A 22370-nucleotide genomic window follows, 5' to 3' on the forward strand; every position below is an offset into this window, starting at 1 on the left:
GCCCGACATGCCCGACTATCAACTGCCGAAACGGCGCCGCATCTTCCTGATGCGTCACGGCGACGTCACCTACTTCGACGACTCCGGCCGCGCGATCGATCCCGAAACCGTGCCGCTGAACGCGAACGGCCGCGAGCAGGCGAGCGCGGCGGGCCGCGTGTTCGCCGAGCAGCAGGTGCGCTTCGACCGCGTGATCGTCAGCGGCTTGCCGCGCACGATCGAAACCGCGCGGCGCGTGCTCGTCGAAACGGGTCAGCAGATCGAACCCGAGATCGAGCCCGCATTGCAGGAGATTCGCGGCGGGCGGCTCGGCAGCATTCCGCCGAGCGATATCGAGGCGGCGTTTCTCGGCGTGTTCGACGGCATCGTGCCGGAGAGCATGCGCTTTCTCGACGGCGAAACGATCGGCGAGCTGTTCGATCGCGTGCTGCCGGCCGTCGCGGCGCTGCGCGAGGACACGTCGTGGGATACCGTGCTGCTGGTGCTGCACGGCGGCGTCAATCGGGCGATCCTGTCGCACGCGCTGACGGCGGGCGGCCGCACCTTCTTCGGTCATCTGTCGCAGGCGACCGGCTGCATCAATGCGCTCGACGTCGGCGCCGCGCCGCGCGACTGGGTGCTGCGCATGCTCAACTATTCACCGCCGTCGCCGTTGCATCGCGACGTTCGCAACACCACGATGGAAATCCTCTACGCACAATTCATCCGATTCCAGCGTAGCTGACACCGAACTGGAGGAGACACATGGCGCAAGCCACGCAGACCGGCGAACCCGCAGGCAAACAGGACTACTCGGCTTTCGAGGGCACCCGCCCGGTCAACGAGCGGCAACGTTTCGACCACGACGCGCTCGCCGCGTGGCTGGCCTCACATGTCGACGGCTTCGCGGGACCGCTCACGCTCGAGCAATTCGCGGGCGGACAATCCAATCCCACGTTCAAGCTGATCACGCCAAAGCGCTCGTACGTGATGCGCGCGAAGCCCGGACCCGCCGCGAAGCTGCTGCCGTCCGCGCATGCGATCGAACGCGAATATCGCGTGATGCACGCGCTCGCCGGCACCGACGTGCCGGTCGCGCGGATGCTCGCACTATGCGAGGACGAAAGCGCGATCGGCCGCGCGTTCTACGTGATGGAGTTCGTCGAAGGCCGCGTGCTGTGGGACCAATCGCTGCCCGGCATGACGGCCACCGAGCGCGCCGCAATCTATGACGAAATGAATCGCGTGATCGCGGCGTTGCACAGCGTCGACGTCGCCGCGGCCGGCCTCGCCGACTACGGCAAGCCAGGCAATTACTTCGCGCGCCAGATCGGCCGCTGGAGCAAGCAATATCTGGCATCCGAGACCGAACCGATCGACGCGATGCATCGGCTGATCGACTGGCTGCCGCAGCATATGCCGGCCGAAACGAACGAGCGCGTGTCCGTCGTGCACGGTGACTACCGGCTCGACAACCTGATCTTCGATCGCAACGAGCCGCGCGTGCTCGCGGTGCTCGACTGGGAACTGTCGACGCTCGGCGATCCGCTCGCCGACTTCGCGTATCACTGCATGGCGTGGCATGTCGACCCGGCGCAGTTCCGCGGCATCGCGGGACTCGATTGGGCCGCGCTCGGCATTCCCGATGAAGCGCGGTACGTCGAGCGTTATTGCCAACGCACTGGCCTCGAGATTCGTGGCGACTGGAATTTCTATCTGGCCTACAACATGTTCCGCATCGCCGCGATCCTGCAAGGGATCATGAAGCGCGCAGTCGACGGTACAGCGTCGAGCGCGCAGGCGCTCGACGCCGGCCGGCGCGCGAAGCCAATGGCCGAACTGGCCTGGCATTACGCGCAGAAGGTTCTCTAGGCACGAGGGCTCGCCCTGCTTCCGAATATTCGCAGTCCGTTACCCGCGAGGTCCCAGATGAATTTCGATTACACCCCGAAGGTCCAGGCGTTGCGCGAAAAACTGCTCGCCTTTTTCGACGAGCACATTTACCCGAACGAGCAGGCGTTCTATGCGGAGATCGCGCGCAATCGCCAGAACGGCAACGCATGGGTACCCACCGAACTGATCGAACAACTGAAGCAGAAGGCGCGCGATGCCGGCCTGTGGAATCTGTTCCTACCGCAATCGGAGCGCGGCGCCGGCCTGACGAATCTCGAATACGCGCCGCTGTGCGAGATCATGGGCCGCGTGCCCTGGGCGCCCGAAGTGTTCAACTGCAACGCGCCGGACACCGGCAACATGGAGACGATCGAGCGCTACGGCAGCGAAGACAACAAGCGCGAGTGGCTCGAACCGTTGCTGCAAGGGCAGATCCGTTCGGCGTTTCTGATGACGGAGCCGGAGGTCGCGTCGTCGGATGCGACGAATATCCAGACCAGCATAGTGCGCGATGGCGACCACTACGTGATCAACGGCCACAAGTGGTGGTCGTCGGGTGCGGGCGACCCGCGCTGCGCGATCTATATCGTGATGGGCAAGACCGATCCCGACGCGCCGCGCCATCAGCAGCAGTCGATGATCCTCGTGCCCGCCGACGCCACCGGTATCACCGTGCATCGTCCGCTCACGGTGTTCGGTTACGACGACGCGCCGCACGGCCACATGGAGATCACGCTCGACAACGTGCGCGTGCCCGCCACCAACCTGCTGCTCGGCGAAGGCCGCGGCTTCGAAATCGCGCAAGGCCGTCTCGGCCCTGGGCGCATCCATCACTGCATGCGCCTGATCGGTCTCGCCGAACGCGCGCTCGAACTGATGGCTAAGCGCTCGCTGCAACGTGTCGCGTTCGGCAAGCCGGTTGCGTCGCAAGGCGTCACGCAGGAGCGTCTCGCCGAAGCGCGCTGCATGATCGAGCAGGCGCGTCTGCTCACGTTGAAGACCGCGTATATGATGGACACCGTCGGCAACAAGGGCGCGCGCGGCGAGATCGCGATGATCAAGGTGGTCGCGCCGAACATGGCGTGTCAGGTGATCGACTGGGCGATTCAGGCGCACGGCGGCGGCGGTGTCAGCGACGATTTCCCGCTCGCGTATGCGTATGCGTCGGCGCGCACGCTGCGTTTCGCCGACGGCCCCGATGAAGTGCACCGCAACGCGATCGCCAAGCTCGAACTCGCGCGTCATATGGATGCGGGTGCGGCGGCTCCCGTGGAAATGCCGGTCACGCGGGTTTGAGTGCTTCGGCCCAAAGCGAGTGCGGCCGTCGAGGTCACTGCAAGCAGCATCGCGCGATCTATGCTCTAATTTTCGACAACGGCGGCGCCCTCTTTGCGGCGCCGCTTTGACGAACAAGGAGCCAGGATGATCGATGTCTATAGCTGGGCGACCCCGAATGGCCACAAGGTTCATATCATGCTCGAGGAGACGGGCCTACCCTATAACGTGCATGCCGTGAATATCGGTGCCGGTGACCAGTTCAAGCCCGAATTTCTCGCTATCAGTCCCAACAACAAGATTCCCGCGCTGGTCGATTCCGAAGGTCCGAAAGCCGCCGACGGACGGCCGTTCGCGCTATTCGAATCGGGTGCGATCCTGATTTATCTGGCCGAGAAGACCGGCAAGTTTCTACCGACCGACCCGGCCGGGCGCTACGCGGCACTGCAATGGCTGATGTTCCAGATGGGCGGGCTTGGTCCGATGCTCGGCCAAACGCATCACTTCCGCGTGTATGCACCCGAGCAGATCGAATACGCGGTCAATCGCTACACCAACGAAGCGCGACGCCTGTACGGCGTGATGGACACGCAACTCGGCAAGACGCGTTACCTCGCGGGCAACGACTATACGATCGCGGACATCGCCGCGTTTCCGTGGACCCGTTCGTGGAACAATCAGGGCGTCGATCTCGATTCGTTGCCGAACGTGAAGCGCTGGCATGAAGAGATCGCCGCGCGGCCGGCGGTAGTGCGCGGCGTCGACGTGCTCGCCTCCGCGCGCGTGCCGCTGATGGACGACAAGGCGAAAGAGATTCTGTTCGGCGCGACGCAGTACGCGAAACACTAGTTGCGCGCCGTCTCGCTGACGCGACTGGACACAAACAGAAAGCGCGAGTGGCATGCCTGCCGGCTCGCGCTTTTTCAGTTCATCTGCGAAGGGCGAGCGCTAGAAGTAATGCCGGGTGATGAACTCCGCGACGCACACCGGTCGTTCACCGCCCTGACGCTCCAGCGTCACGTTCCACGCGACTTGCACACCGTTGTTGTCTACGTCGGTCACCGATTCGACGGCGAACTTCCCACGCAGCGACGACCCCACGAGTACCGGCGACATGAAACGCACGCGGTTCAAGCCGTAGTTCACGCCCATGCGCTGCTCGATTCTCAGCGTCTTGCCGAGCAAAGCCGGAATCAGCGACAGCGTCAGAAACCCATGCGCGATCGGCCCGCCAAACGGCGATTCGCGTTTGGCCCGCTCGGGATCGATGTGAATCCACTGATGATCGCCGGTCGCCTCGGCGAAACGGTTGACCCTGTCCTGATCGACGCTCAGCCATTCGCTGACGAGCGGCTGCGCGCCGACGAGCGCGCGCAGAGCGTCCGCACTGTCGAAGGCGGCGGTCGCCGCGCTCGCCGTCATGCCGCCGCTCCCGGATTGCGCAGGCCGAACATGCCGTTCGAGCGCACCGTGATCACCGTGTCGCCGTGCTGATTGATCCCCTCCCAGCGCGTCGACACGATGCCGCGATCGGGCTTGCTCTGCGACACGCGCTTAGCGACGATGACGTTCATCATCGTGATCGTGTCGCCGACTCGCACCGGTTTTAACCAGCGAATCTCGTCGATGCCGGGCGAACCCATCGACGTCGAATCCGCCAGCACCTTGCGCACGAGCATGCCCATCATCACCGAGCACGTGTGCCAGCCACTCGCTACGAGGCCGCCGAACGGCGATTCGGCCGCGGCGGCTTCGTCGAGATGAAACGGCTGCGGATCGAACTTCTGCGCGAACTCGACGATCTCCTCGCGCGTGAACGTGTGCTTGCCGATTTCGTGGCTCGTGCCCACTTCCATGTCTTCGAAACTGATTTTCATCAGTGCACCTCCTTGGTTCGGTGGAACGGCCCGATCAGACTTCGGCGACCGCAAATCCGGGCAGCGTGGCAAACCGCGCGAGATGATGATCGACGTCGCCGAGCGTGGTCTCGATGATCGCGAGGCGCTTGAACAGGTGCGCGGCCGCCACTTCGTTCGTGACACCCATGCCGCCGTGCAACTGCACCGCCTGTTGACCGACGAAACGCGCGGCCTGGCCGAGCCGAACCTTGGCCGCGGAGATCGCGCGACGGCGCTCGTTCGTGTCTTCACTCGCGTAGCGCATCGCTGCGAGATACGTGATCGAGCGCGCCTGCTCCGCGTGGATCAGCATCTCGACCATGCGGTGCTGCAGTGCCTGAAAACGCGCGATCGGCTGACCGAACTGCTGGCGCGTTTTCGTATATTCGACGGTGGCGTGATTGAGCGCGTCGAGCGCGCCGATCGCCTCCGCGCACAGCAGCAGCGTGCCGTAGTCGGCGATCTGCTCGAGCGTTGCCGCCCCCGCATGTTCGCCGGAGAGCCGGCGCGCGGGCGTGCCGTTGAATTCGAGAGTTGCGGCGCGTTGACCGTCGATGGTGCGGTACTCGGTAAGCGTGACGCCGGTCGCGTCGCGCGCGACGACGAAGAGCGCGATCTCGCCATCGAGGCGCGCCGGTACGATCCAGTGGTCCGCCTGCGCGCCGTGCAGCACGACAGATTTGCTGCCGCTCAGCGTATGCTGCGCGCCCTGCCCGCTCGCGGTCGTCGCGAGGTCGAACAGATCGTAGCGGGCATGCGGCTCATGAAACGCCACGGCCAGTTTGGCTTCGCCCTGGGCCGCCCGTTCGAGCAGCGCGGCATCTTCGCCGTCGCCGGTTCCGGCGAGCCGCAGTGCTTCGACGCCGACCGCGGTCGCCCAATACGGCTCGACGATGAGCGCGCGGCCGAGTTCCTGCATGACCACGAGCATGTCGATCGGGCCGCCGTTGAAGCCGCCCTGCGCTTCCGGCACCGGCAATGCGGTCAGCCCCAACTCGGTGAACGCTGCCCAATGATCGGCCGATATGCCCGCCTCCGAGCGCACGATTGCCTGGCGCGCTTCGAAGCCGTAGCTCTTCTCGAGATAGCGGCGCAGGGCATCGGCAAATTGCTGCTGTTCGTCGTTGAAAGTGAAGTCCATGCGCCGCTCCTCAAAGTCCGAGAATCATCTGCGCGATGATGTTCTTTTGAATTTCGTTCGAGCCGCCGTAAATCGACGTCTTGCGGAAGTTGAAGTAGTACGCGGCCAGCGGCGCGGCATCGTCGTCGCCGGCAAGACTGTGCTCGCGTTCGCCTTCGAGGAACGGCACGTCGAACGGCGCGGCCAGCGGACCGATCGCTTCGAACATCAGTTCGGTGAGTCCCTGTTGCACTTCCGTGCCCTTGATCTTCAGCATCGACGCTTCCGGGCCCGGGCCGCGACCGCCCGCCTCGTTCGCCACCACGCGTTGCACGGTGACTTCGAGCGCCATCAACTCGATTTCGAGACTCGCGACCTTTGCCGCAAACACCGGATCGTGCAGCAGCGGCTTGCCGTTCTTTTTCTGATTTAGCGCGACACGTTTGAGAAACACCAGTTCACGCTTCGACGCACCGACTCGCGCGATGCCGGTACGCTCGTGACCGAGCAGATATTTCGCATAGGTCCAGCCGCGATTTTCTTCGCCGACCAGATTGTCGAGCGGCACTTTGACGTCCTCGAAGAACACTTCATTGACCTCGTGATCTTCGTCGAGCGTGATGATTGGCCGCACCGTGATGCCCGGCGTTTTCATGTCGATCAGCAGGAACGAGATGCCCTCCTGCTTTTTGGCGCCGCTGTCGGTGCGCACGAGGCAGAACATCATGTCGGCGTGCTGGCCGAGCGTGGTCCAGGTTTTCTGACCGTTGACCACGTAATGATCACCGACACGCTCGGCGCGGGTGCGCAGCGACGCAAGGTCGGAACCCGACCCGGGCTCCGAATAGCCCTGACACCACCAGTCCGTGCCGTCGAGAATGCGCGGCAGATAGTGGCGTTTCTGCGCCTCGTTGCCGTACTTCATCAGCACCGGCGCGACCATCGACACGCCGAAAGGTAGCACGGTAGGTGCGCCAACACGCGCGCACTCTTCTTCCCAGATATGTCGTTGGGTCGCGTCCCAGCCGGGGCCGCCGTATTCGCGCGGCCACGCGACCGCCGACCAGCCTCGCGTGCCGAGCAGCCTGTGCCAGCTTGCGAAGTCTTCGCGGGAAAGACGTTTGTGATTGAGAACCTTGTCGCTCAGCTCGCGAGGCAGATTCGCTTCGAGCCAGGCGCGGATGTCGGCGCGGAACGCGTCTTCAGCGGGGGAATAGTCCAGATTCATGCGTAGTGTCTCCTGGCCGCCACCACCCAGCCGCCTGGAGCCACCGCGCTACTGCAGTGGTTCCTTCAGCGCAGCCGGGACCGGCAGCGGCATCACTTCGATGCCTTCCTCGACCAAGGCACGCGCATCCTCGGGTGTGGTGACACCACGAATACTGCGCGCGGGCGCTTCGTTGTAGTGAATGCGCCGCGCTTCCTCGGCGAAGCGGTCGCCCACGTTCTCGGTCTTCTCCAGTACCTCGCGCAGCGCGCGAATCATGTGCGCCTGCACTTGCTCCACGCCCGCCGGCGCTTTTGAGTCGGTCGCGCCCGACAGATTCAGACGCGGTGCCGACGGCAAACGGCTCACCTCGTGCGCACCGCAGATCGGACATTCGACGAGCTTGCGGGACTGCTGCGACTCGAAGTCATCAGCCGAAGCGAACCAGCCTTCGAACCGATGGCCATGCGGACACTGTAAATCGAGGACCTTCATGTGGAATCAGGGCTTGCGTGCCAGTTTAGCGCAAAATGGAAATTTGTGAACGATCGTTCGTAAAACCTTTGGGCCGACGCACAGCCGCCAGCTGTCGCAACGGAATATCGCGTGGGTGCGCGATTTTAACGCTTTACGGCATGTGCTGCCGAAGGCGGCCCGAGCGGTAACCGATGCCACATTTGCTCGGTTCTTCAGCCCGCTTGCGGCGCACCGCTACACCACGAGATTGCCGAGTTGACGACTCACGCGTGGTTCAATCTGACGGGCCTCCTTCGTCAGATTGATCTGCTTCGCCAGTTTTGCGACATCCGCGACACCAATGTCAATCTCGTACCCGCCGCGCGCGGTCAGCCATTCGAGGACGTCCGTCAGATGCCACACGGACGCACTGCCTTCGTGGACCGGCGGCGGAAAGTCGATGGCGTTGTTCAGCATCAGCTTGCGCATGTTTTGCCGCGACACTCCCGCCATTTCGGCCACGTCGGTCAGCCCCACGAAGTCAGGTCCTGCCTCGACCAGTTGCGCGGACGGCACAGCGCGTTTCACGTCCTTGAGCGCGCTGGTGACAGCCTCGAATGCGCTCGTGGCTTCACGGCTGAAAAGCAGCGCGAGGCGGCCTGGTTGCCCGACGCCAATCGTGGCGTCGTCGCACCCCGCTTCGCCCAACCGCTCGACGATTGCGTCTGCATCGCAGTCTTCCGCGGCGAGGCGGTACTTCAACGTGAACACATATTCCATACGTTACTCCTGTCTTTGTTGAGCCCAGGTTATTGCGATTCCTGTTTGCTGCCTACGAACCCACTAGCGCCGTGCCGCGCAGTTGCCGACAATGCGCCGCAAGTGTCTGGCGTGATTGCCGGGATTCTTCGGCGTACTCCAGACGCTCGATATACAGAACTCTCCGCACCGACATTCGGCGTCTTGGTACGGGCAATAGATTTTTCCCCACGCATGACCTCTTCCGCCGTCCTGAACGCGCCAGCCGTGCTGTTCCGCGTACGCCAATGCGGCCTCGATCTCTTTCTTCTTGTGCCTTCCTCGAACCATCGACACCTCCAATGTAGCGGCTCAATTTCCAGTTGTCAATTGACAACCCATGATTGAACCGGAATCAGATCACTCCGATGAGTAGCGCCGGTTATTCCACACAAAATCGACGATGGCCTCGGTGATCGGAGAGTTCATACTAGCCGGCCGGCAGCGCCACGACGAGCCAGCCAGATGGCATAGGAAACGGCATTCTGTTTAGCCCGAAAGAAACGGCGGAGCCAATGACAAAGCCCCTGCCGATCATCGACCAACAGGGGCTTGGTTAAATCAGCTACCGGGCTGATGCGAACTTACACCGTCTCGGGCGCCTCAGTCGGCCACGTGCCCGACAGCACTTTCTCGAGCCAGAAAGTACCGATGATCGTCTTCACATCGGTGATCTTGCCCGTGCGCACCCACTCGGACACTTGCTCCACGGTCGCGGTGAACAGTTCGAGAAACTCACCTTCGTCGAGCTTGCGCTCGCCCGCGGTCAAGCCCCGCGCCAGATAGATATCAATGAATTCGGTCGAGTAAGAAATGATCGGGTGGATCCGTGTCAGGTACACGTACTCGCGCGCGGTATAGCCGGTCTCCTCGCGCAGTTCCCGCACCGCGCACGCCAGCGCGCCCTCGTTCGGGTCGAGCTTGCCGGCCGGATATTCGACCATCACCTTGCCCATCGGATAGCGATACTGACTTTCGAGCAGCACGCGACCGTCATCGAACAAGGGGATCACCATGACGGCGCCCGGATGCTGAACGTATTCGCGCGTCGCATGTTTGCCGTCCGGGAGTCGGACCGTATCGTACTTGACCGTCATGAACGGCCCCTGATGGACCGTCTTGCTGTCGATACAAGTCTCGGTTAGCGCGGCGTCGTGATTGGGAAGTTCTGCCATGTGCGGACCTCGGAACAGCCAGGCGCGCGCGACGGCGAGACGCCGTCAGCGGCGTTTGACGAGATATTGGAAGGTAAAACCGGGAAAAGCGAACACGACGAACAGAGCGAACGTGATCGCATAAAACTGCCAGCCCTGCTCGAAGCGATTTCCCGCGCGCGCTTCGAGCAAAAAGCCCAGCGCGCCGACCACGAAATACAGCACGATCAATTCGGCAATCCGGAGCCAGGCGCTTTTCTTCGCCGCTTTCAACGGCACCGCGGCGAAGAGGCGCTGATTCAGGAACGGCAGGTTGGCGCCGACTAGCGCCAACAGCACGATAAACCAGCCCGCAGCGGACATCAGAGCAACAGCGTGTGCTGGACCGCCTGCAGGCAGGCGCGCAACAGCGGATCCGGCACGATACCGAGCACCAGCACGGCGACGCCGTTCAACGCGAGCAACGCGCGCGTGCTCGTGTCCGCCACGATCGCCGACTTGTCTTGCGGCTCGTCGAAGTACATCAGCTTGACGATACGCAGGTAGTAGAACGCGCCGAACAGCGACGTGATCACCGCGAGCACGGTAAGCCAGGTCAGGCCGGCGTTCATCGTCGCTTGCAGCACGGCGAGCTTCGCGTAGAAGCCGACTGCCGGCGGAATACCCGCGAGCGAGAACATCATGATCATCATCACGAACGCGAAGACCGCGCTGCGCTGATTGAGGCCCTTGAAGTCTTCCAGCGTGTCCGCTTCGAAGTCGCGGCGCGCGAGCAGCATGATGACGCCAAAGGTACCGAGCGTCGTGATCAGGTAGACGATGCTGTAGAACATCGCCGAGCCGTACGCGCTCGCGGCGCCCGTGGTTTTCTGGTCGACCACGCCGGCGAGCAGGCCGAGCAGCACGAAGCCCATGTTCGAGATCGCCGAATACGCGAGCATCCGCTTGACGTTGCGCTGCACGATGCCGGTGATGTTGCCGACGATCAGCGACAGCGCCGCCAGAATCACCAGCATCTGTTGCCATTCGACCGCCAGCGGCAGCAGGCCCATCACGAGGAAACGCAGACCCCACGCGAACGCGGCGACCTTCGGACCGCCACCGACGATGAGCGTCATCGCCGTCGGTGCGCCCTGGTACACGTCGGGCACCCACATATGGAACGGCACCGCGCCCATCTTGAACGCCACGCCCGCCACGATGAAGATCACGCCGAACAGCAGCACGGTCGGATCGTAGTGGCTCGTGTTAATCGCCTTGAACACTTCGTTCAGGTCCAGCGAGCCGGTCGCGCCATACAGCATCGAAACACCGTACAGCAGGAAACCGGAAGCCAGCGCGCCGAGCACGTAGTACTTCATCGCCGCTTCGTTCGACGACGCCACTTCGCGACGCAGCGCGATCACCGCGTACAGCGACAGCGACATCAGTTCCAGACCGAGATACAGCGTCAGGAAGTTGTTGCCCGAGATCATCACGATCTGGCCGAGCAGCGAGAACATGCCGAGCAGGAAGAAGTCGCCGCGGAACAGGCTACGGTCTTCGAGGTAGCGACGCGAATAAACGATCGTCACCGCGTAGCCGAGCGACACCACCGCCTTCATCACGTTGGCGAACGGATCGACCACGTACATGTGATCGAAGAAGTAATGCACTTGCGGGTCGAACGCATTCACCGCGAACCAGATCCCGGCGACGAGCGTCGAGAAGAACGCGATGAAATACGTGGTACGGCGACCCTCCGGGCCGACGAACGTGTCGTTGAGCCACGCGATGACAATGGCGAACATCACCAGTGCGTCAGGCAACAGAGCAGTCATAGGGGCGTTTTGCATGGTCTTAAATTCCTCCGCTCGTCGTTACTGAGGCAACGGCAGCTTCGATTGCGCAACGTGGGAGAGGAGGTTTTCCACGGATACGTGCATCACATCGGTAAAGGGCTTCGGATACAGGCCCATGAACAGCGTCAGTGCGGCGAGCACTGCCAGCATGAAAAATTCGCGACGGTCGATGTCGAGCAGGTTCTTCACGTGGTCGTTCGCGACTGCGCCGAAGTACACGCGCTTGTACATCCACAGCGTGTAGGCCGCGCCGAGAATCAGCGTGACTGCCGCGCCACTCGCGATCCAGAAGTTGTACTGGACGGAGGCCAGAATCACCATGAATTCGCCGACGAAACCGGAAGTGCCCGGCAAGCCGCAATTCGCCATCGCGAACAGCATCACGAACGCCGCGAACTTCGGCATCACGTTGACGACGCCGCCGTAATCGGCGATCTGACGCGAGTGCATGCGGTCGTACAGCACGCCGATGCACAGGAACATTGCGCCCGACACGAAGCCATGCGAGATCATCTGCACGATCGCGCCTTCCGCGCCGAGCTGATTGAAGATAAAGAAGCCGAGCGTGACAAAGCCCATGTGCGCAATCGACGAATACGCGACCAGCTTCTTCATGTCGGCCTGCACCATCGCAACGAGACCGATGTAGATGACGGCGATCAGCGACAGCGTGATGATGACCGGTGCGAGGAAATGGCTTGCATCAGGCGTGATCGGCAGCGAGAAGCGCAGGAAACCGTACGCACCGAGCTTCAGCATGATCGCGGCCAGCACCACCGAGCCGCCGGTCGGCGCTTCCACGTGCGCGTCCGGCAACCACGTGTGCACCGGCCACATCGGCACCTTCACCGCGAAGGCCAGGAAGAACGCGATAAACAGTAGCACCTGCGGCGTCATCGCGATCTGCGCGTGCTGCCACGTGGCAATGTCGAACGAGCCGGTCTCGTTGTACAGATAGATCAGCGCAACCAGCATCAGCAGCGAGCCCGCCAGCGTGTACAGGAAGAACTTGAACGCCGCGTACACACGGTTCGCCCCGCCCCACACGCCGATGATGATGTACATCGGGATCAGCGTCGCTTCGAAGAACACGTAGAACAGCATGCCGTCGGCCGCGCTGAACACGCCGACCATGATGCCCGACAGGATCAGAAAGGCCGCGAGGTACTGGCCGACGTTCTTCGTGATCACTTCCCACGCTGCGATCACGACGATCACCGTGATCAACGCGGTCAACGAGACGAACCACATCGAAATGCCGTCCACGCCGAGGTGATACATGATGTGGAAGCGCTGGATCCAGTTCGCCTGCTCGACGAACTGCAGGTCGGCGGTGCTCGAATCGAAGCTGGTGATCAGCGGCAGCGTGACGAGGAAGCTCAGGACCGAGCCGATCAGCGAGATCCAGCGCGCGGGAGCGGGGTTCTCGTCGTTGCCGATCGCGAGGACCAGCAGACCGAAGAAGATCGGCAACCAGATCGCGATGCTGAGAATCGGATAAGCGTGCATGAGTGTCTCTCGCCTTATTTGCCGCCGAGCGTTACAAACAGGGTCAGAAGCCCCAGCATGCCGATGATCATGGCGAACGCGTAGTGGTAGATGTAACCGGATTGGAGGAAGCGGATCACGCTCGCGAACCAGCCGATAAAGCGTGCGCTGCCGTTCACGATGCCGTCGATCACGACCACGTCGCCTTCCTTCCACAAACCACGGCCAATGGCCACAGCGCCCCGCGCAAACACGACTTCGTTGATCTTGTCCATGTAGTACTTGTTATCGAGCAACGTGTAGATCGGGCCGAATGCGCGCTTGATGACAGCGGGCAGATCCGGACGGACCAGATACAGGAACCATGCGACCACCACGCCTGCGAGCGCGAGCCATACCGGCAGGCCCGACACCGAGTGCAGACCCATCGACGCCCAGCCTTGGAATTCTTCGGCCATCTCATGCAGCGCCGGATGGTTCTCGCTGATGTAGATCACCTTGTCGAACGCGACGCCGTGCTGGAAGAAGTCGCCGAACAGCATCGGACCGACGCCGATCGCGCCGATCACGATCGACGGAATCGCCAGCAGCACGAGCGGCACCCACACGACCCACGGCGTTTCGTGCGGCTCGTGAGCGTGGTCGCCGTGACCATGGCCATGGTCATCGTGGCCGTGCGCGCCATTTGCATGCGACGCGGCTTCCGCGCCCATCGGCGATTCCGGGTGCTTCGGATTGCGGAAGCGCTCCTCGCCGTGGAACACCATGAAATACATGCGGAACGAATACAACGCGGTCACGAACACGCTTGCGACCACCGCGAAGTACGCGAAACCCGAGCCCGGCAGATGCGACAGCTTCACCGCGTCGATGATCGAGTCTTTCGAGTAGAAGCCCGAGAAGAACGGCGTGCCGATCAGCGCGAGCGAACCGATCAGCGACGTGATCCACGTAATCGGCATGTACTTGCGCAGGCCGCCCATGTTGCGCATGTCCTGATCGTGATGCATGCCGATGATCACCGAACCCGCGCCGAGGAACAGCAGCGCCTTGAAGAACGCGTGCGTCATCAGGTGGAACACGGCGACCGAGTAAGCCGATGCGCCGAGCGCGACCGTCATGTAACCGAGCTGCGACAGCGTGGAATAAGCGACCACACGCTTGATGTCGTTCTGGACGATGCCGAGAAAGCCCATGAACAGCGCGGTAATCGCACCGATGACCATGACGAACGACAGCGCCGTATCGGACAGTTCGAACAGCGGCGACATGCGCGTAACCATGAAGATACCGGCCGTCACCATGGTCGCAGCGTGAATCAGCGCGGAGATCGGCGTCGGACCTTCCATCGAGTCCGGCAGCCACACGTGCAGAGGGAACTGCGCCGACTTACCCATCGCGCCGATGAACAGGCAAATGCAGGCCACCGTCAGCAAGCCCCAGTCGGTACCCGGGAAGCTCAGCGCCGCGAGTTCGGTACGCTTTGCGAAGACTTCGCCGTAGTTCATCGAACCGGCGAACGCGAACAGCAGACCGATGCCGAGCAGGAAACCGAAGTCGCCGACGCGGTTCACGATGAACGCCTTCATGTTCGCGTAGATCGCGCTCTCACGCTTGAAGTAGAAGCCGATCAGCAGGTACGAAACGAGACCCACCGCTTCCCAGCCGAAGAACAGCTGCAGGAAGTTGTTGCTCATCACGAGCATCAGCATCGAGAACGTGAACAGCGAGATGTACGAGAAGAAGCGCTGGTAGCCGTCGTCGTCGGCCATGTAGCCGATCGTGTAGATGTGCACCATCAGCGACACGAAGTTGACCACGACGATCATCATCGCGGTCAGCGAGTCGACCAGGAAGCCGACTTCGAGCTGCGTCTTGCCGATCGACATCCATTGATAAACGGTCGCGTTGAAGCTCGCACCGTCCATCACCTGGAAGAAGACCATCACCGACAGGATGAACGAAACCGCGACGCCGAGGATCGTGACCGAATGCGCACCCGCCCGCCCTATCGCCTTGCCGAACAGCCCTGCAACCAGGGAACCGGCGAGCGGTGCCAGCGGAATTGCCAACAGCAGGTTTTCATTGAGTATCGTGGACATAACCGCTTTTCCTGAAATTAACCTTTGAGCTGATCGAGATCCTCGACATTGATCGTGTCGAGACTACGGAACAGGGTCACCAGAATTGCGAGACCGATCGCCGATTCGGCTGCAGCAACCGTCAGCACGAAGAAGACGAAAACCTGGCCGTGCACGTCGCCCAGATAGTGCGAAAACGCGACGAAATTGGTGTTCACCGCGAGCAGCATCAGTTCGATCGCCATCAGGATGATGATGACGTTGCGGCGGTTCAGGAAAATGCCGACGACGCTGATCGCAAACAGGATCGCGCCGAGGACGAGGTAATGGGCAAGGGTCAACATGATTTCTATCTCCTGTCCGCTCAGCTGTTCTTGGCTGCTGCCGAGTCGGCTGCTGCTGCGGCTGCCGCGGCAGCCGCTTGTTCCGCCGCGATGGTCGCCGCGGTTTTCTCCGACGGCATCTTCACGACGCGCACGCGGTCCTGGGCACGCACCTTGACCTGCGCGCTGACGTTCTGACGCTTGCTGTCCTTCTTGTGGCTCGTGGTCAGCGCGATCGCCGCGATGATGGCGACCAGCAGAATCAGGCCCGCGATTTCGAACGCGAAGATGTAGTTGGTGTAGATGACCTTGCCGATCAGGCGCGTGTTCGACCAGTCGCCCATACCGGCGGCGGCCGAGGCCGTGTCGTGCAGTGCGGTAGCCGTCGCGCCGTAGCCGTGCCACAGGATCAGTGCGGTTTCGATCACGATGATCGCGCCCACTGCCGATGCCATCGGCACGAAGCGTTTGAAGTCCTTGCGCAGCACGTCGAGATTGATGTCCAGCATCATCACGACGAACAGGAACAGCACCATCACCGCGCCGACGTAGACCAGCACCAGCAGGATCGCGAGGAACTCCGCCTCGAGCAGCATCCAGATCGCGGCTGCGTTGAAGAACGCCAGCACCAGATACAGTGCGCACGCCACTGGATTGCGGGAGGTGATCACCTTCAGCCCTGAAACCACGAGGAGCAGCGCGAAGATGTAGAACAGTACGGTCGTGAATTCCATGATTACCGGTTCATCGTTAGGCCATCGTCAGGCATTGTTCTTTGGCACGCGTGGTTGGCAAAAGCGGAGCAAACCGCCAGTACCGCCACACAGGTGCGCCGTGCCGCGGCGTTCAGGCCGCGGCGGTCGGCCCGACAGCAGGCCGTGTTAATGCTTTTACTGCCGCATTTACTGCATCAGCGGGAAAGCGCTTCAACGATACGGTGCGTCGGCTGCCTTGTTGGCGGCGATTTGTGCTTCGTAGCGGTCGCCAACGGCCAGCAGCATTTCCTTCGTGAAGTACAGGTCGCCGCGCTTCTCGCCGTGATACTCGAGAATGTGCGTCTCGACGATCGAGTCGACCGGGCAGCTCTCTTCGCAGAAACCGCAGAAGATGCACTTGGTCAGGTCGATGTCGTAGCGCGTCGTGCGGCGCGTGTTGTCCGCGCGCGTTTCCGATTCGATCGTGATCGCGAGCGCCGGGCACACCGCTTCGCACAGCTTGCACGCGATGCAGCGCTCCTCGCCGTTTTCATACCGGCGCAGCGCATGCAGACCGCGGAAACGCGGCGAGATCGGGGTCTTTTCTTCCGGGAACTGCACGGTGACCTTGCGCTGGAACGTGTAGCGTCCGGTCAGCGCGAGGCCTTTCAGCAGTTCCGTGAGGAAGAAAGTCTTGAAGAAGTTTTGGATTGCGGTCATGGGTTCGTCCGCCCTTTATTTCCAGATGTTCAACGGCGACATGATCCAGAAGCCGACCACCACGAGCCACACCACGCAGACCGGAATGAAGACCTTCCAGCCGAGACGCATGATCTGGTCATAGCGGTAGCGCGGGAACGTGGCACGCGCCCAGATGAACACCGACAACAGCAGGAAAACCTTGAGGACGAGCCAGAAGATGCCCGGGATGAACGACAGGAACCCGAACGGAGCGCTCCAGCCCCCAAGGAACAGTGTTGCAGCCAATGCCGAGATCACGATCATGTTGATGTACTCGGCGAGGAAGAACAGCGCGAACGCCATGCCCGAGTAATCGATCATGTGACCCGCGACGATTTCCGATTCGCCTTCCACCACGTCGAACGGGTGACGGTTCGTTTCGGCGATGCCCGAGATGAAGTACACGACGAACATCGGCAGCAGCGGTAGCCAGTTCCACGACAGGAAATTCAAGCCGTGCGAGGCGAAGAAGCCCTGCTCCTGCGAGCCGACGATGCCCGACAGATTCAGCGTACCGGCCGTCATCAGCACGACCACCAGCGCGAAGCCCATCGAGATTTCGTACGAGACCATCTGCGCGGCGGCGCGCATCGCGCCGAGGAACGCATATTTCGAGTTCGATGCCCAGCCGGCCAGAATCACGCCATACACGCCGATCGACGAGATCGCCATCGCGTACAGCAGACCCGCGTTGATGTCGCCGAGCACCGCGCCCGCCTGGAACGGAATCACCGCCCACACCGCGAACGCCGGCACCACCACCATGATCGGCGCGATAACGTAGATCCAGCGGCTCGCCTGGGCAGGCTGGATCACTTCCTTGAGTAGAAGCTTCAGCACGTCGGCGATCGGCTGCAACAGGCCGCCGGGGCCGACGCGGTTCGGACCGAGACGCACGTGCATCCAGCCGATCAGCTTCCGCTCCCACAGGATCAGGTAAGCGACGCACAGCAGGATCACGACGGCCACCACCAGGATGCGCACGAGCGCCCACACCGTAGGCCATGCCACACCGAGAAGCTGGGCGCCGCCCGAGTTGATCGTATCGAACAAGCTCATTTACGCCTTCTCCACCACCAGTTCACCGAACAGGCTGCCCAGCGCTGCACCGGCAGGCGTAGCCGCCGATACGCGGACGACCGTCTCCGCAAGATTCGCGTCGCGCACGGCCGGCAACTGCACCGCTTGCTCGCCCTGACGAACGCGCACCGCGTCGCCCTCTTTCAAACCCAGTTTGTCGAACAGCGCAGCCGGCAGGCCGACCGAATTCGCCGTACGGGCCGCCGCGGTCAGATGCAGCGACTCCGCGCGACGCACCAGCGCGTCGGCGTGATAGATCGGCACGTTCGCGAGACGCTCGAACTTGCCTTCCGCCGCCTTCACGGCCCGGCCGCGCGTCACCGCGACGCCGGTACGGTTCGACAGCCTCGAACTGACGTCACCGTCGCCGAGCGCCGCTGTGCGCACCTCTTCGACCGTGTCGTATTCGAAGCCCGGCGCGCCGAGCAGGCTGCCCAGCACGCGCAACACCTTCCACGCCGGACGCGTGTCGCCGAGCGGACGCACGACGCCGTTGAAAGCCTGCACCGTGCCTTCCGCGTTGACGAACGAGCCGCCCGTTTCTGTGAACGGTGCAATCGGCAACAGCACGTCGGCATAGTCGGCGCCGGTCTGGAACGGCGACATCACGACGACCATCTCGGCCTGCTTCAGCGCGGCAAGCGCTTGAGCCGGATTGGCCGTGTCGAATTCCGGCTCGAGATTCAAAAGCAGATAGCCTTTGCGCGGTTGCTCGAACACTTCGCGTGCATTCAGACCGCTTTCGCCCGGCAGCGCGTTCACGAGGTGCGCGCCGACCGTGTTGGCCGCTTCGGTCAGGAAACCGAGCGTGGCGCCGGTCGCTTCGGCAATCCATTGCGCCGCGGCGTGGATCGCCGCGAAGTCCGTATGACGAACCGCGTCGTTGCCGAGCAGCACGACGCGCAGTGCGCCGTTGGTCAGCGATTTCGCGATCTGCTTGTGCGCGTCCGTCGGCTGCGTGCCGGCGAATGCTTCCGGCAGTGCGACGCCCTTCGCTTCGCCCACCGCGCCGGCGATCCCTGCCAACGCCTCGAGCCATGCCGACGGCGCGGCGACCACACGGTGCGCCTGCGGGATCATCGCGTCGTCGTTGGTGGCCTGGATCAACGTGAGCGCCGAGCCGCCGCGTGCGACCTGGCGCAGACGCGCGGCGAACAGCGGATGATCACGACGCAGATCCGAGCCGATCACGAGCGCCGCATCGACGTTCGACAGATCGGCGATCGTGCCGCCGAGCCACGGCGCGCCGGTAACGGGAGCCGAGAAGTCCGACTGACGCAGACGGAAGTCGACGTTCGGCGTGCCGACCGCTTGCGCGATCTGCTTCAACAGGAACAGTTCTTCGACTGTGCTGTGCGCGCTCGACAGCGCCGCAAGCGCGTTCGCGCCGTGGTCGCCCGCGATGCCCTTCAGGCCCTTGACCACATAATCGAGCGCGGTTTGCCAGTCGGTTTCGACCCACTGGCCGCCTTGCTTGAGCAGCGGCTTGGTCAGACGCTCGGGGCTGTTGAGACCTTCGTACGAGAAGCGATCCTTGTCCGAAATCCAGCACTCGTTGATCGCTTCGTTTTCGAACGGCAGAACGCGCATCACGCGATTGTTCTTCACCTGCACGATGAGGTTCGCGCCAACGGAATCGTGCGGGCTCACCGACTTGCGGCGCGACAGCTCCCAGGTACGGGCGCTGTAGCGGAACGGCTTGCTGGTCAGCGCGCCGACCGGGCACAGGTCGATCATGTTGCCCGACAGTTCCGAGTCGACCGTCTTGCCGACGAACGACGTGATTTCCGAATGCTCGCCGCGGCCAAGCATGCCGAGTTCCATCACGCCGGCGATTTCCTGGCCGAAGCGGACGCAACGCGTGCAGTGAATGCAGCGCGACATCTCTTCCATCGAGATCAGCGGGCCCACGTTCTTGTGGAACACCACGCGCTTTTCTTCGCTATAGCGCGACGACGACTTGCCGTAACCGACGGCCAGATCCTGCAACTGGCACTCGCCGCCCTGGTCGCAGATCGGGCAGTCGAGCGGATGGTTGATCAGCAGGAATTCCATCACAGCTTGCTGGCCCTTCACCGCCTTGTCCGACTTGGTGCGCACGATCATGCCGGCCGACACCGGGGTCGCGCACGCGGGCACGGCCTTCGGCATCTTCTCGACATCGACCAGACACATCCGGCAGTTGGCCGCAATCGACAGCTTCTTGTGATAGCAGAAGTGAGGAATGTAGGTGTCGACCTTATGCGCAGCCTGGATCACCATGCTGCCTTCAGGCACCTCGACTTTCTTGCCGTCTATTTCCAGTTCAACCATGATGGTCAATCTTCCTTAACCTGTTACCGCTCAATCGTTCGCCAGTTCATCGCCCGCTTCGGGCGATGAATCCTGCGGTTGAGGTGTTCGTCTGGTAGTTATTCGTCAGCCAAATCTGTCGGCGCGACTCAGGCTGCCACTGTTTCGGGCGCCGCCGCCGTGCCGGCATGGCCGCCGACGAGGCAATGCTTGTGGGCGACGTGATATTCGAATTCGTCCCAGTAGTGCTTGAGCATGCCCCGAACCGGCATGGCTGCCGCGTCGCCGAGCGCGCAGATCGTGCGGCCCATGATGTTTTCCGCGACAGAGTTCAGCAGATCCAGATCTTCCTGGCGGCCGAGACCATGCTCGATACGATGTACGACGCGATACAGCCAACCTGTGCCTTCACGGCAAGGCGTGCATTGACCGCACGACTCTTCGTAGTAGAAGTACGACAGGCGCAGCAACGAGCGCACCATGCAGCGCGTCTCGTCCATCACGATCACCGCGCCCGAGCCGAGCATCGAGCCAGCCTTCGCGATCGAGTCGTAATCCATGTCGGTCTGCATCATGATGTCGCCCGGAATCACCGGCGCCGACGAACCGCCAGGAATCACGGCCTTGATCTTCTTGCCGCCGCGCATGCCGCCGGCGAGTTCCATCAGAGTCGCGAACGGCGTGCCGAGCGGAATTTCGTAATTGCCCGGACGCTCGACGTCGCCCGACACCGAGAAAATCTTCGTGCCGCCGTTGTTCGGCTTGCCGATTTCAAGGTAATTCTGCGGTCCGATGGCGAGCAGGAACGGCACCGCCGCGAACGTTTCGGTGTTGTTGATGGTGGTGGGCTTGCCGTACACGCCAAAGCTCGCGGGGAACGGCGGTTTGAAGCGCGGCTGACCCTTCTTGCCCTCGATCGATTCGAGCAGCGCGGTTTCCTCGCCGCAGATATACGCGCCGTAACCATGGTGCGCATGCAGCTGGAACGAGAAGCCCGAGCCCATGATGTTGTCGCCGAGGAACCCGGCGCGGCGAGCTTCTTCCAACGCTTCTTCGAAGCGCTTATAGACTTCCCAGATCTCGCCGTGAATATAGTTGTAGCCGACCGTGATGCCCATCGCGTACGCGCCGATCGCCATACCTTCGATCAACGAATGCGGATTGAAGCGCAGAATGTCGCGGTCCTTGAACGTACCCGGCTCGCCCTCGTCCGAATTACAGACGAGGTACTTCTGGCCCGGGAACTGGCGCGGCATGAAGCTCCACTTCAGACCGGTCGGGAAGCCCGCGCCGCCGCGGCCGCGCAGACCCGACGCCTTGACGTCGGCGATCACCTGCTCGGGCGCGATCTTTTCTTCCAGGATGCGACGCAGCTGGGCATAACCGCCGCGCGCCACGTAGTCTTCGAGATGCCAGTTGTCGCCGTTCAGTCCGGCGAGAATCAGCGGTTTGATGTGACGATCGTGTAAAGCCGTCATTTCGAAAGTTCCTCGAGCAGCTGGTCGATCTTCTCGCGGCTCATGAAGCTGCACATGCGTTGGTTGTTCACCAGCATCACCGGCGCGTCGCCGCACGAACCCATGCACTCACCTTCTTTCAGCGTGAATTTGCCATCGGGCGTGGTTTCGCCGAAGTCGATGCCGAGCTTCTGCTTCAGGTATTCTGCGGCGCTTTCGGAACCGCCGTCAGGGCCGAGCTGGCACGGCAGGTTCGTGCAGAGCGTGATCTTGAACTTACCGACCGGCGAGGTCTCATACATCGTGTAGAAGGTCGCTACCTCCTGCACGGCGATTGCCGGCATGCCGAGATAATCCGCGACGAACTGCATGAGTTCGGGCGACAGCCAGCCATGCTCGGTTTGAGCAGTGGCCAACGCCGACATCACGGCGGACTGTTTCTGATCGGCGGGGTACTTTGCGACCGCACGATCGATTTCTTTCAGGCCTTCAGCTGAGATCATTTTCAGACACGACTCTTTCAATTCCTACCGAACGAAAACCTGTCGCTCACGTGATACTGCGACAGACCCGGCGTTCCTTTGCTTGACGC

The 22370-nt window shown here is 62.2% G+C and carries 23 protein-coding genes; 4 read left to right on the forward strand and 19 right to left on the reverse strand.

Going from position 1 to position 22370, the window contains the following annotated elements; translation table 11 throughout:
* Window positions 1-7 precede the first annotated feature (7 nt).
* The 4 genes from QFZ91_RS10140 to QFZ91_RS10155 all read left to right on the forward strand — a co-directional run bounded on the left by QFZ91_RS10140 (window position 8) and on the right by QFZ91_RS10155 (window position 3996).
* Complete coding sequence (locus QFZ91_RS10140; protein WP_176380836.1) at window positions 8-724, forward strand: histidine phosphatase family protein; 717 nt, start codon at window positions 8-10, stop codon at window positions 722-724.
* A 20-nt stretch (window positions 725-744) separates the two neighbouring features.
* Complete coding sequence (locus QFZ91_RS10145; protein ID WP_368716705.1) at window positions 745-1851, forward strand: phosphotransferase; 1107 nt, start codon at window positions 745-747, stop codon at window positions 1849-1851.
* A gap of 57 nt (window positions 1852-1908) precedes the next feature.
* Window positions 1909-3168 (forward strand): acyl-CoA dehydrogenase family protein, encoded by a 1260-nt coding sequence (locus QFZ91_RS10150; RefSeq protein WP_429567159.1) that lies wholly within the window; start codon window positions 1909-1911, stop codon window positions 3166-3168.
* Window positions 3169-3294: 126 nt separating this feature from the next.
* Window positions 3295-3996 carry a glutathione binding-like protein gene (locus QFZ91_RS10155; protein ID WP_176121323.1) on the forward strand — a complete coding sequence of 234 codons (702 nt, stop codon included), beginning with the start codon at window positions 3295-3297 and terminating at the stop codon, window positions 3994-3996.
* A 99-nt stretch (window positions 3997-4095) separates the two neighbouring features.
* Here the strand turns inward: QFZ91_RS10155 and QFZ91_RS10160 are convergent, their stop codons facing one another.
* The 19 genes from QFZ91_RS10160 to nuoE form a co-directional block, all read right to left on the reverse strand.
* Window positions 4096-4569 carry a MaoC family dehydratase gene (locus tag QFZ91_RS10160; protein ID WP_429567160.1) on the reverse strand — a complete coding sequence of 158 codons (474 nt, stop codon included), beginning with the start codon at window positions 4567-4569 and terminating at the stop codon, window positions 4096-4098.
* Complete coding sequence (locus QFZ91_RS10165; protein WP_176380831.1) at window positions 4566-5024, reverse strand: MaoC family dehydratase; 459 nt, start codon at window positions 5022-5024, stop codon at window positions 4566-4568. Before QFZ91_RS10165 ends, QFZ91_RS10160 begins: the two co-directional genes overlap by 4 nt.
* A 34-nt stretch (window positions 5025-5058) precedes the next feature.
* Complete coding sequence (locus QFZ91_RS10170; protein ID WP_429567161.1) at window positions 5059-6186, reverse strand: acyl-CoA dehydrogenase family protein; 1128 nt, start codon at window positions 6184-6186, stop codon at window positions 5059-5061.
* Window positions 6187-6196: 10 nt separating this feature from the next.
* Complete coding sequence (locus QFZ91_RS10175) at window positions 6197-7393, reverse strand: acyl-CoA dehydrogenase family protein (RefSeq protein WP_368590378.1); 1197 nt, start codon at window positions 7391-7393, stop codon at window positions 6197-6199.
* Between the two features lie 48 nt (window positions 7394-7441).
* Window positions 7442-7867 (reverse strand): DUF1178 family protein, encoded by a 426-nt coding sequence (locus QFZ91_RS10180; RefSeq protein ID WP_429567162.1) that lies wholly within the window; start codon window positions 7865-7867, stop codon window positions 7442-7444.
* Window positions 7868-8083: 216 nt separating this feature from the next.
* Window positions 8084-8608 carry a helix-turn-helix transcriptional regulator gene (locus QFZ91_RS10185; RefSeq protein WP_429567163.1) on the reverse strand — a complete coding sequence of 175 codons (525 nt, stop codon included), beginning with the start codon at window positions 8606-8608 and terminating at the stop codon, window positions 8084-8086.
* Between the two features lie 63 nt (window positions 8609-8671).
* Complete coding sequence (locus QFZ91_RS10190) at window positions 8672-8917, reverse strand: hypothetical protein (protein WP_246392068.1); 246 nt, start codon at window positions 8915-8917, stop codon at window positions 8672-8674.
* Between the two features lie 293 nt (window positions 8918-9210).
* The gene (locus tag QFZ91_RS10195; protein ID WP_013088948.1) at window positions 9211-9801 is read right to left on the reverse strand and encodes an NUDIX domain-containing protein; all 591 of its coding nucleotides are present in this window, start codon (window positions 9799-9801) and stop codon (window positions 9211-9213) included.
* A gap of 45 nt (window positions 9802-9846) precedes the next feature.
* Window positions 9847-10143, reverse strand: coding sequence for a DUF2818 family protein (locus QFZ91_RS10200; RefSeq protein ID WP_018420024.1), 297 nt, complete (start codon window positions 10141-10143; stop codon window positions 9847-9849).
* A complete protein-coding gene (gene nuoN / locus QFZ91_RS10205) occupies window positions 10143-11615 on the reverse strand; it encodes an NADH-quinone oxidoreductase subunit NuoN (RefSeq protein ID WP_429567164.1) in 1473 nt (490 codons plus the stop codon). The genes QFZ91_RS10200 and nuoN overlap by 1 nt, the downstream gene beginning before the upstream one ends.
* Window positions 11616-11639: 24 nt before the next feature.
* Window positions 11640-13130, reverse strand: coding sequence for an NADH-quinone oxidoreductase subunit M (locus tag QFZ91_RS10210; RefSeq protein ID WP_176366885.1), 1491 nt, complete (start codon window positions 13128-13130; stop codon window positions 11640-11642).
* A gap of 14 nt (window positions 13131-13144) precedes the next feature.
* Window positions 13145-15211, reverse strand: coding sequence for an NADH-quinone oxidoreductase subunit L (gene nuoL, locus QFZ91_RS10215; protein ID WP_429567165.1), 2067 nt, complete (start codon window positions 15209-15211; stop codon window positions 13145-13147).
* A 17-nt stretch (window positions 15212-15228) separates the two neighbouring features.
* Window positions 15229-15534 (reverse strand): NADH-quinone oxidoreductase subunit NuoK, encoded by a 306-nt coding sequence (gene nuoK / locus QFZ91_RS10220; RefSeq protein WP_176109119.1) that lies wholly within the window; start codon window positions 15532-15534, stop codon window positions 15229-15231.
* Window positions 15535-15554: 20 nt separating this feature from the next.
* The gene (locus QFZ91_RS10225; protein WP_176109120.1) at window positions 15555-16247 is read right to left on the reverse strand and encodes an NADH-quinone oxidoreductase subunit J; all 693 of its coding nucleotides are present in this window, start codon (window positions 16245-16247) and stop codon (window positions 15555-15557) included.
* A 192-nt stretch (window positions 16248-16439) separates the two neighbouring features.
* Complete coding sequence (gene nuoI, locus QFZ91_RS10230) at window positions 16440-16928, reverse strand: NADH-quinone oxidoreductase subunit NuoI (protein WP_013088942.1); 489 nt, start codon at window positions 16926-16928, stop codon at window positions 16440-16442.
* A 15-nt stretch (window positions 16929-16943) separates the two neighbouring features.
* Window positions 16944-18008: an NADH-quinone oxidoreductase subunit NuoH gene (gene nuoH, locus QFZ91_RS10235; protein ID WP_176121312.1), complete on the reverse strand. Its 1065-nt coding sequence runs from the start codon at window positions 18006-18008 to the stop codon at window positions 16944-16946.
* A complete protein-coding gene (gene nuoG / locus QFZ91_RS10240) occupies window positions 18009-20342 on the reverse strand; it encodes an NADH-quinone oxidoreductase subunit NuoG (protein WP_429567166.1) in 2334 nt (777 codons plus the stop codon). It lies immediately after the preceding gene.
* A 128-nt stretch (window positions 20343-20470) separates the two neighbouring features.
* Window positions 20471-21799 (reverse strand): NADH-quinone oxidoreductase subunit NuoF, encoded by a 1329-nt coding sequence (gene nuoF / locus QFZ91_RS10245; protein WP_184227625.1) that lies wholly within the window; start codon window positions 21797-21799, stop codon window positions 20471-20473.
* Entirely contained in the window at window positions 21796-22281 is a 486-nt protein-coding gene (gene nuoE / locus QFZ91_RS10250) for an NADH-quinone oxidoreductase subunit NuoE (RefSeq protein ID WP_013088938.1), read from the reverse strand. The genes nuoF and nuoE overlap by 4 nt, the downstream gene beginning before the upstream one ends.
* Window positions 22282-22370 lie beyond the last annotated feature (89 nt).

Origin of the sequence: Paraburkholderia sp. JPY419 (assembly GCF_050435705.1) — a bacterium.
Taxonomy (GTDB): Bacteria; Pseudomonadota; Gammaproteobacteria; order Burkholderiales; family Burkholderiaceae; genus Paraburkholderia; species Paraburkholderia youngii.

Bases quoted from the DNA above. Each gene is read 5' to 3' on its own strand.
- QFZ91_RS10140 (WP_176380836.1), top strand. From the start codon at position 8: ATGCCCGACTATCAACTGCCGAAACGGCGCCGCATCTTCCTGATGCGT.
- QFZ91_RS10145 (WP_368716705.1), top strand. From the start codon at position 745: ATGGCGCAAGCCACGCAGACCGGCGAACCCGCAGGCAAACAGGACTAC.
- QFZ91_RS10150 (WP_429567159.1), top strand. From the start codon at position 1,909: ATGAATTTCGATTACACCCCGAAGGTCCAGGCGTTGCGCGAAAAACTG.
- QFZ91_RS10155 (WP_176121323.1), top strand. From the start codon at position 3,295: ATGATCGATGTCTATAGCTGGGCGACCCCGAATGGCCACAAGGTTCAT.
- QFZ91_RS10160 (WP_429567160.1), bottom strand. From the start codon at position 4,569: ATGACGGCGAGCGCGGCGACCGCCGCCTTCGACAGTGCGGACGCTCTG.
- QFZ91_RS10165 (WP_176380831.1), bottom strand. From the start codon at position 5,024: ATGAAAATCAGTTTCGAAGACATGGAAGTGGGCACGAGCCACGAAATC.
- QFZ91_RS10170 (WP_429567161.1), bottom strand. From the start codon at position 6,186: ATGGACTTCACTTTCAACGACGAACAGCAGCAATTTGCCGATGCCCTG.
- QFZ91_RS10175 (WP_368590378.1), bottom strand. From the start codon at position 7,393: ATGAATCTGGACTATTCCCCCGCTGAAGACGCGTTCCGCGCCGACATC.
- QFZ91_RS10180 (WP_429567162.1), bottom strand. From the start codon at position 7,867: ATGAAGGTCCTCGATTTACAGTGTCCGCATGGCCATCGGTTCGAAGGC.
- QFZ91_RS10185 (WP_429567163.1), bottom strand. From the start codon at position 8,608: ATGGAATATGTGTTCACGTTGAAGTACCGCCTCGCCGCGGAAGACTGC.
- QFZ91_RS10190 (WP_246392068.1), bottom strand. From the start codon at position 8,917: ATGGTTCGAGGAAGGCACAAGAAGAAAGAGATCGAGGCCGCATTGGCG.
- QFZ91_RS10195 (WP_013088948.1), bottom strand. From the start codon at position 9,801: ATGGCAGAACTTCCCAATCACGACGCCGCGCTAACCGAGACTTGTATC.
- QFZ91_RS10200 (WP_018420024.1), bottom strand. From the start codon at position 10,143: ATGTCCGCTGCGGGCTGGTTTATCGTGCTGTTGGCGCTAGTCGGCGCC.
- nuoN (WP_429567164.1), bottom strand. From the start codon at position 11,615: ATGCAAAACGCCCCTATGACTGCTCTGTTGCCTGACGCACTGGTGATG.
- QFZ91_RS10210 (WP_176366885.1), bottom strand. From the start codon at position 13,130: ATGCACGCTTATCCGATTCTCAGCATCGCGATCTGGTTGCCGATCTTC.
- nuoL (WP_429567165.1), bottom strand. From the start codon at position 15,211: ATGTCCACGATACTCAATGAAAACCTGCTGTTGGCAATTCCGCTGGCA.
- nuoK (WP_176109119.1), bottom strand. From the start codon at position 15,534: ATGTTGACCCTTGCCCATTACCTCGTCCTCGGCGCGATCCTGTTTGCG.
- QFZ91_RS10225 (WP_176109120.1), bottom strand. From the start codon at position 16,247: ATGGAATTCACGACCGTACTGTTCTACATCTTCGCGCTGCTCCTCGTG.
- nuoI (WP_013088942.1), bottom strand. From the start codon at position 16,928: ATGACCGCAATCCAAAACTTCTTCAAGACTTTCTTCCTCACGGAACTG.
- nuoH (WP_176121312.1), bottom strand. From the start codon at position 18,008: ATGAGCTTGTTCGATACGATCAACTCGGGCGGCGCCCAGCTTCTCGGT.
- nuoG (WP_429567166.1), bottom strand. From the start codon at position 20,342: ATGGTTGAACTGGAAATAGACGGCAAGAAAGTCGAGGTGCCTGAAGGC.
- nuoF (WP_184227625.1), bottom strand. From the start codon at position 21,799: ATGACGGCTTTACACGATCGTCACATCAAACCGCTGATTCTCGCCGGA.
- nuoE (WP_013088938.1), bottom strand. From the start codon at position 22,281: ATGATCTCAGCTGAAGGCCTGAAAGAAATCGATCGTGCGGTCGCAAAG.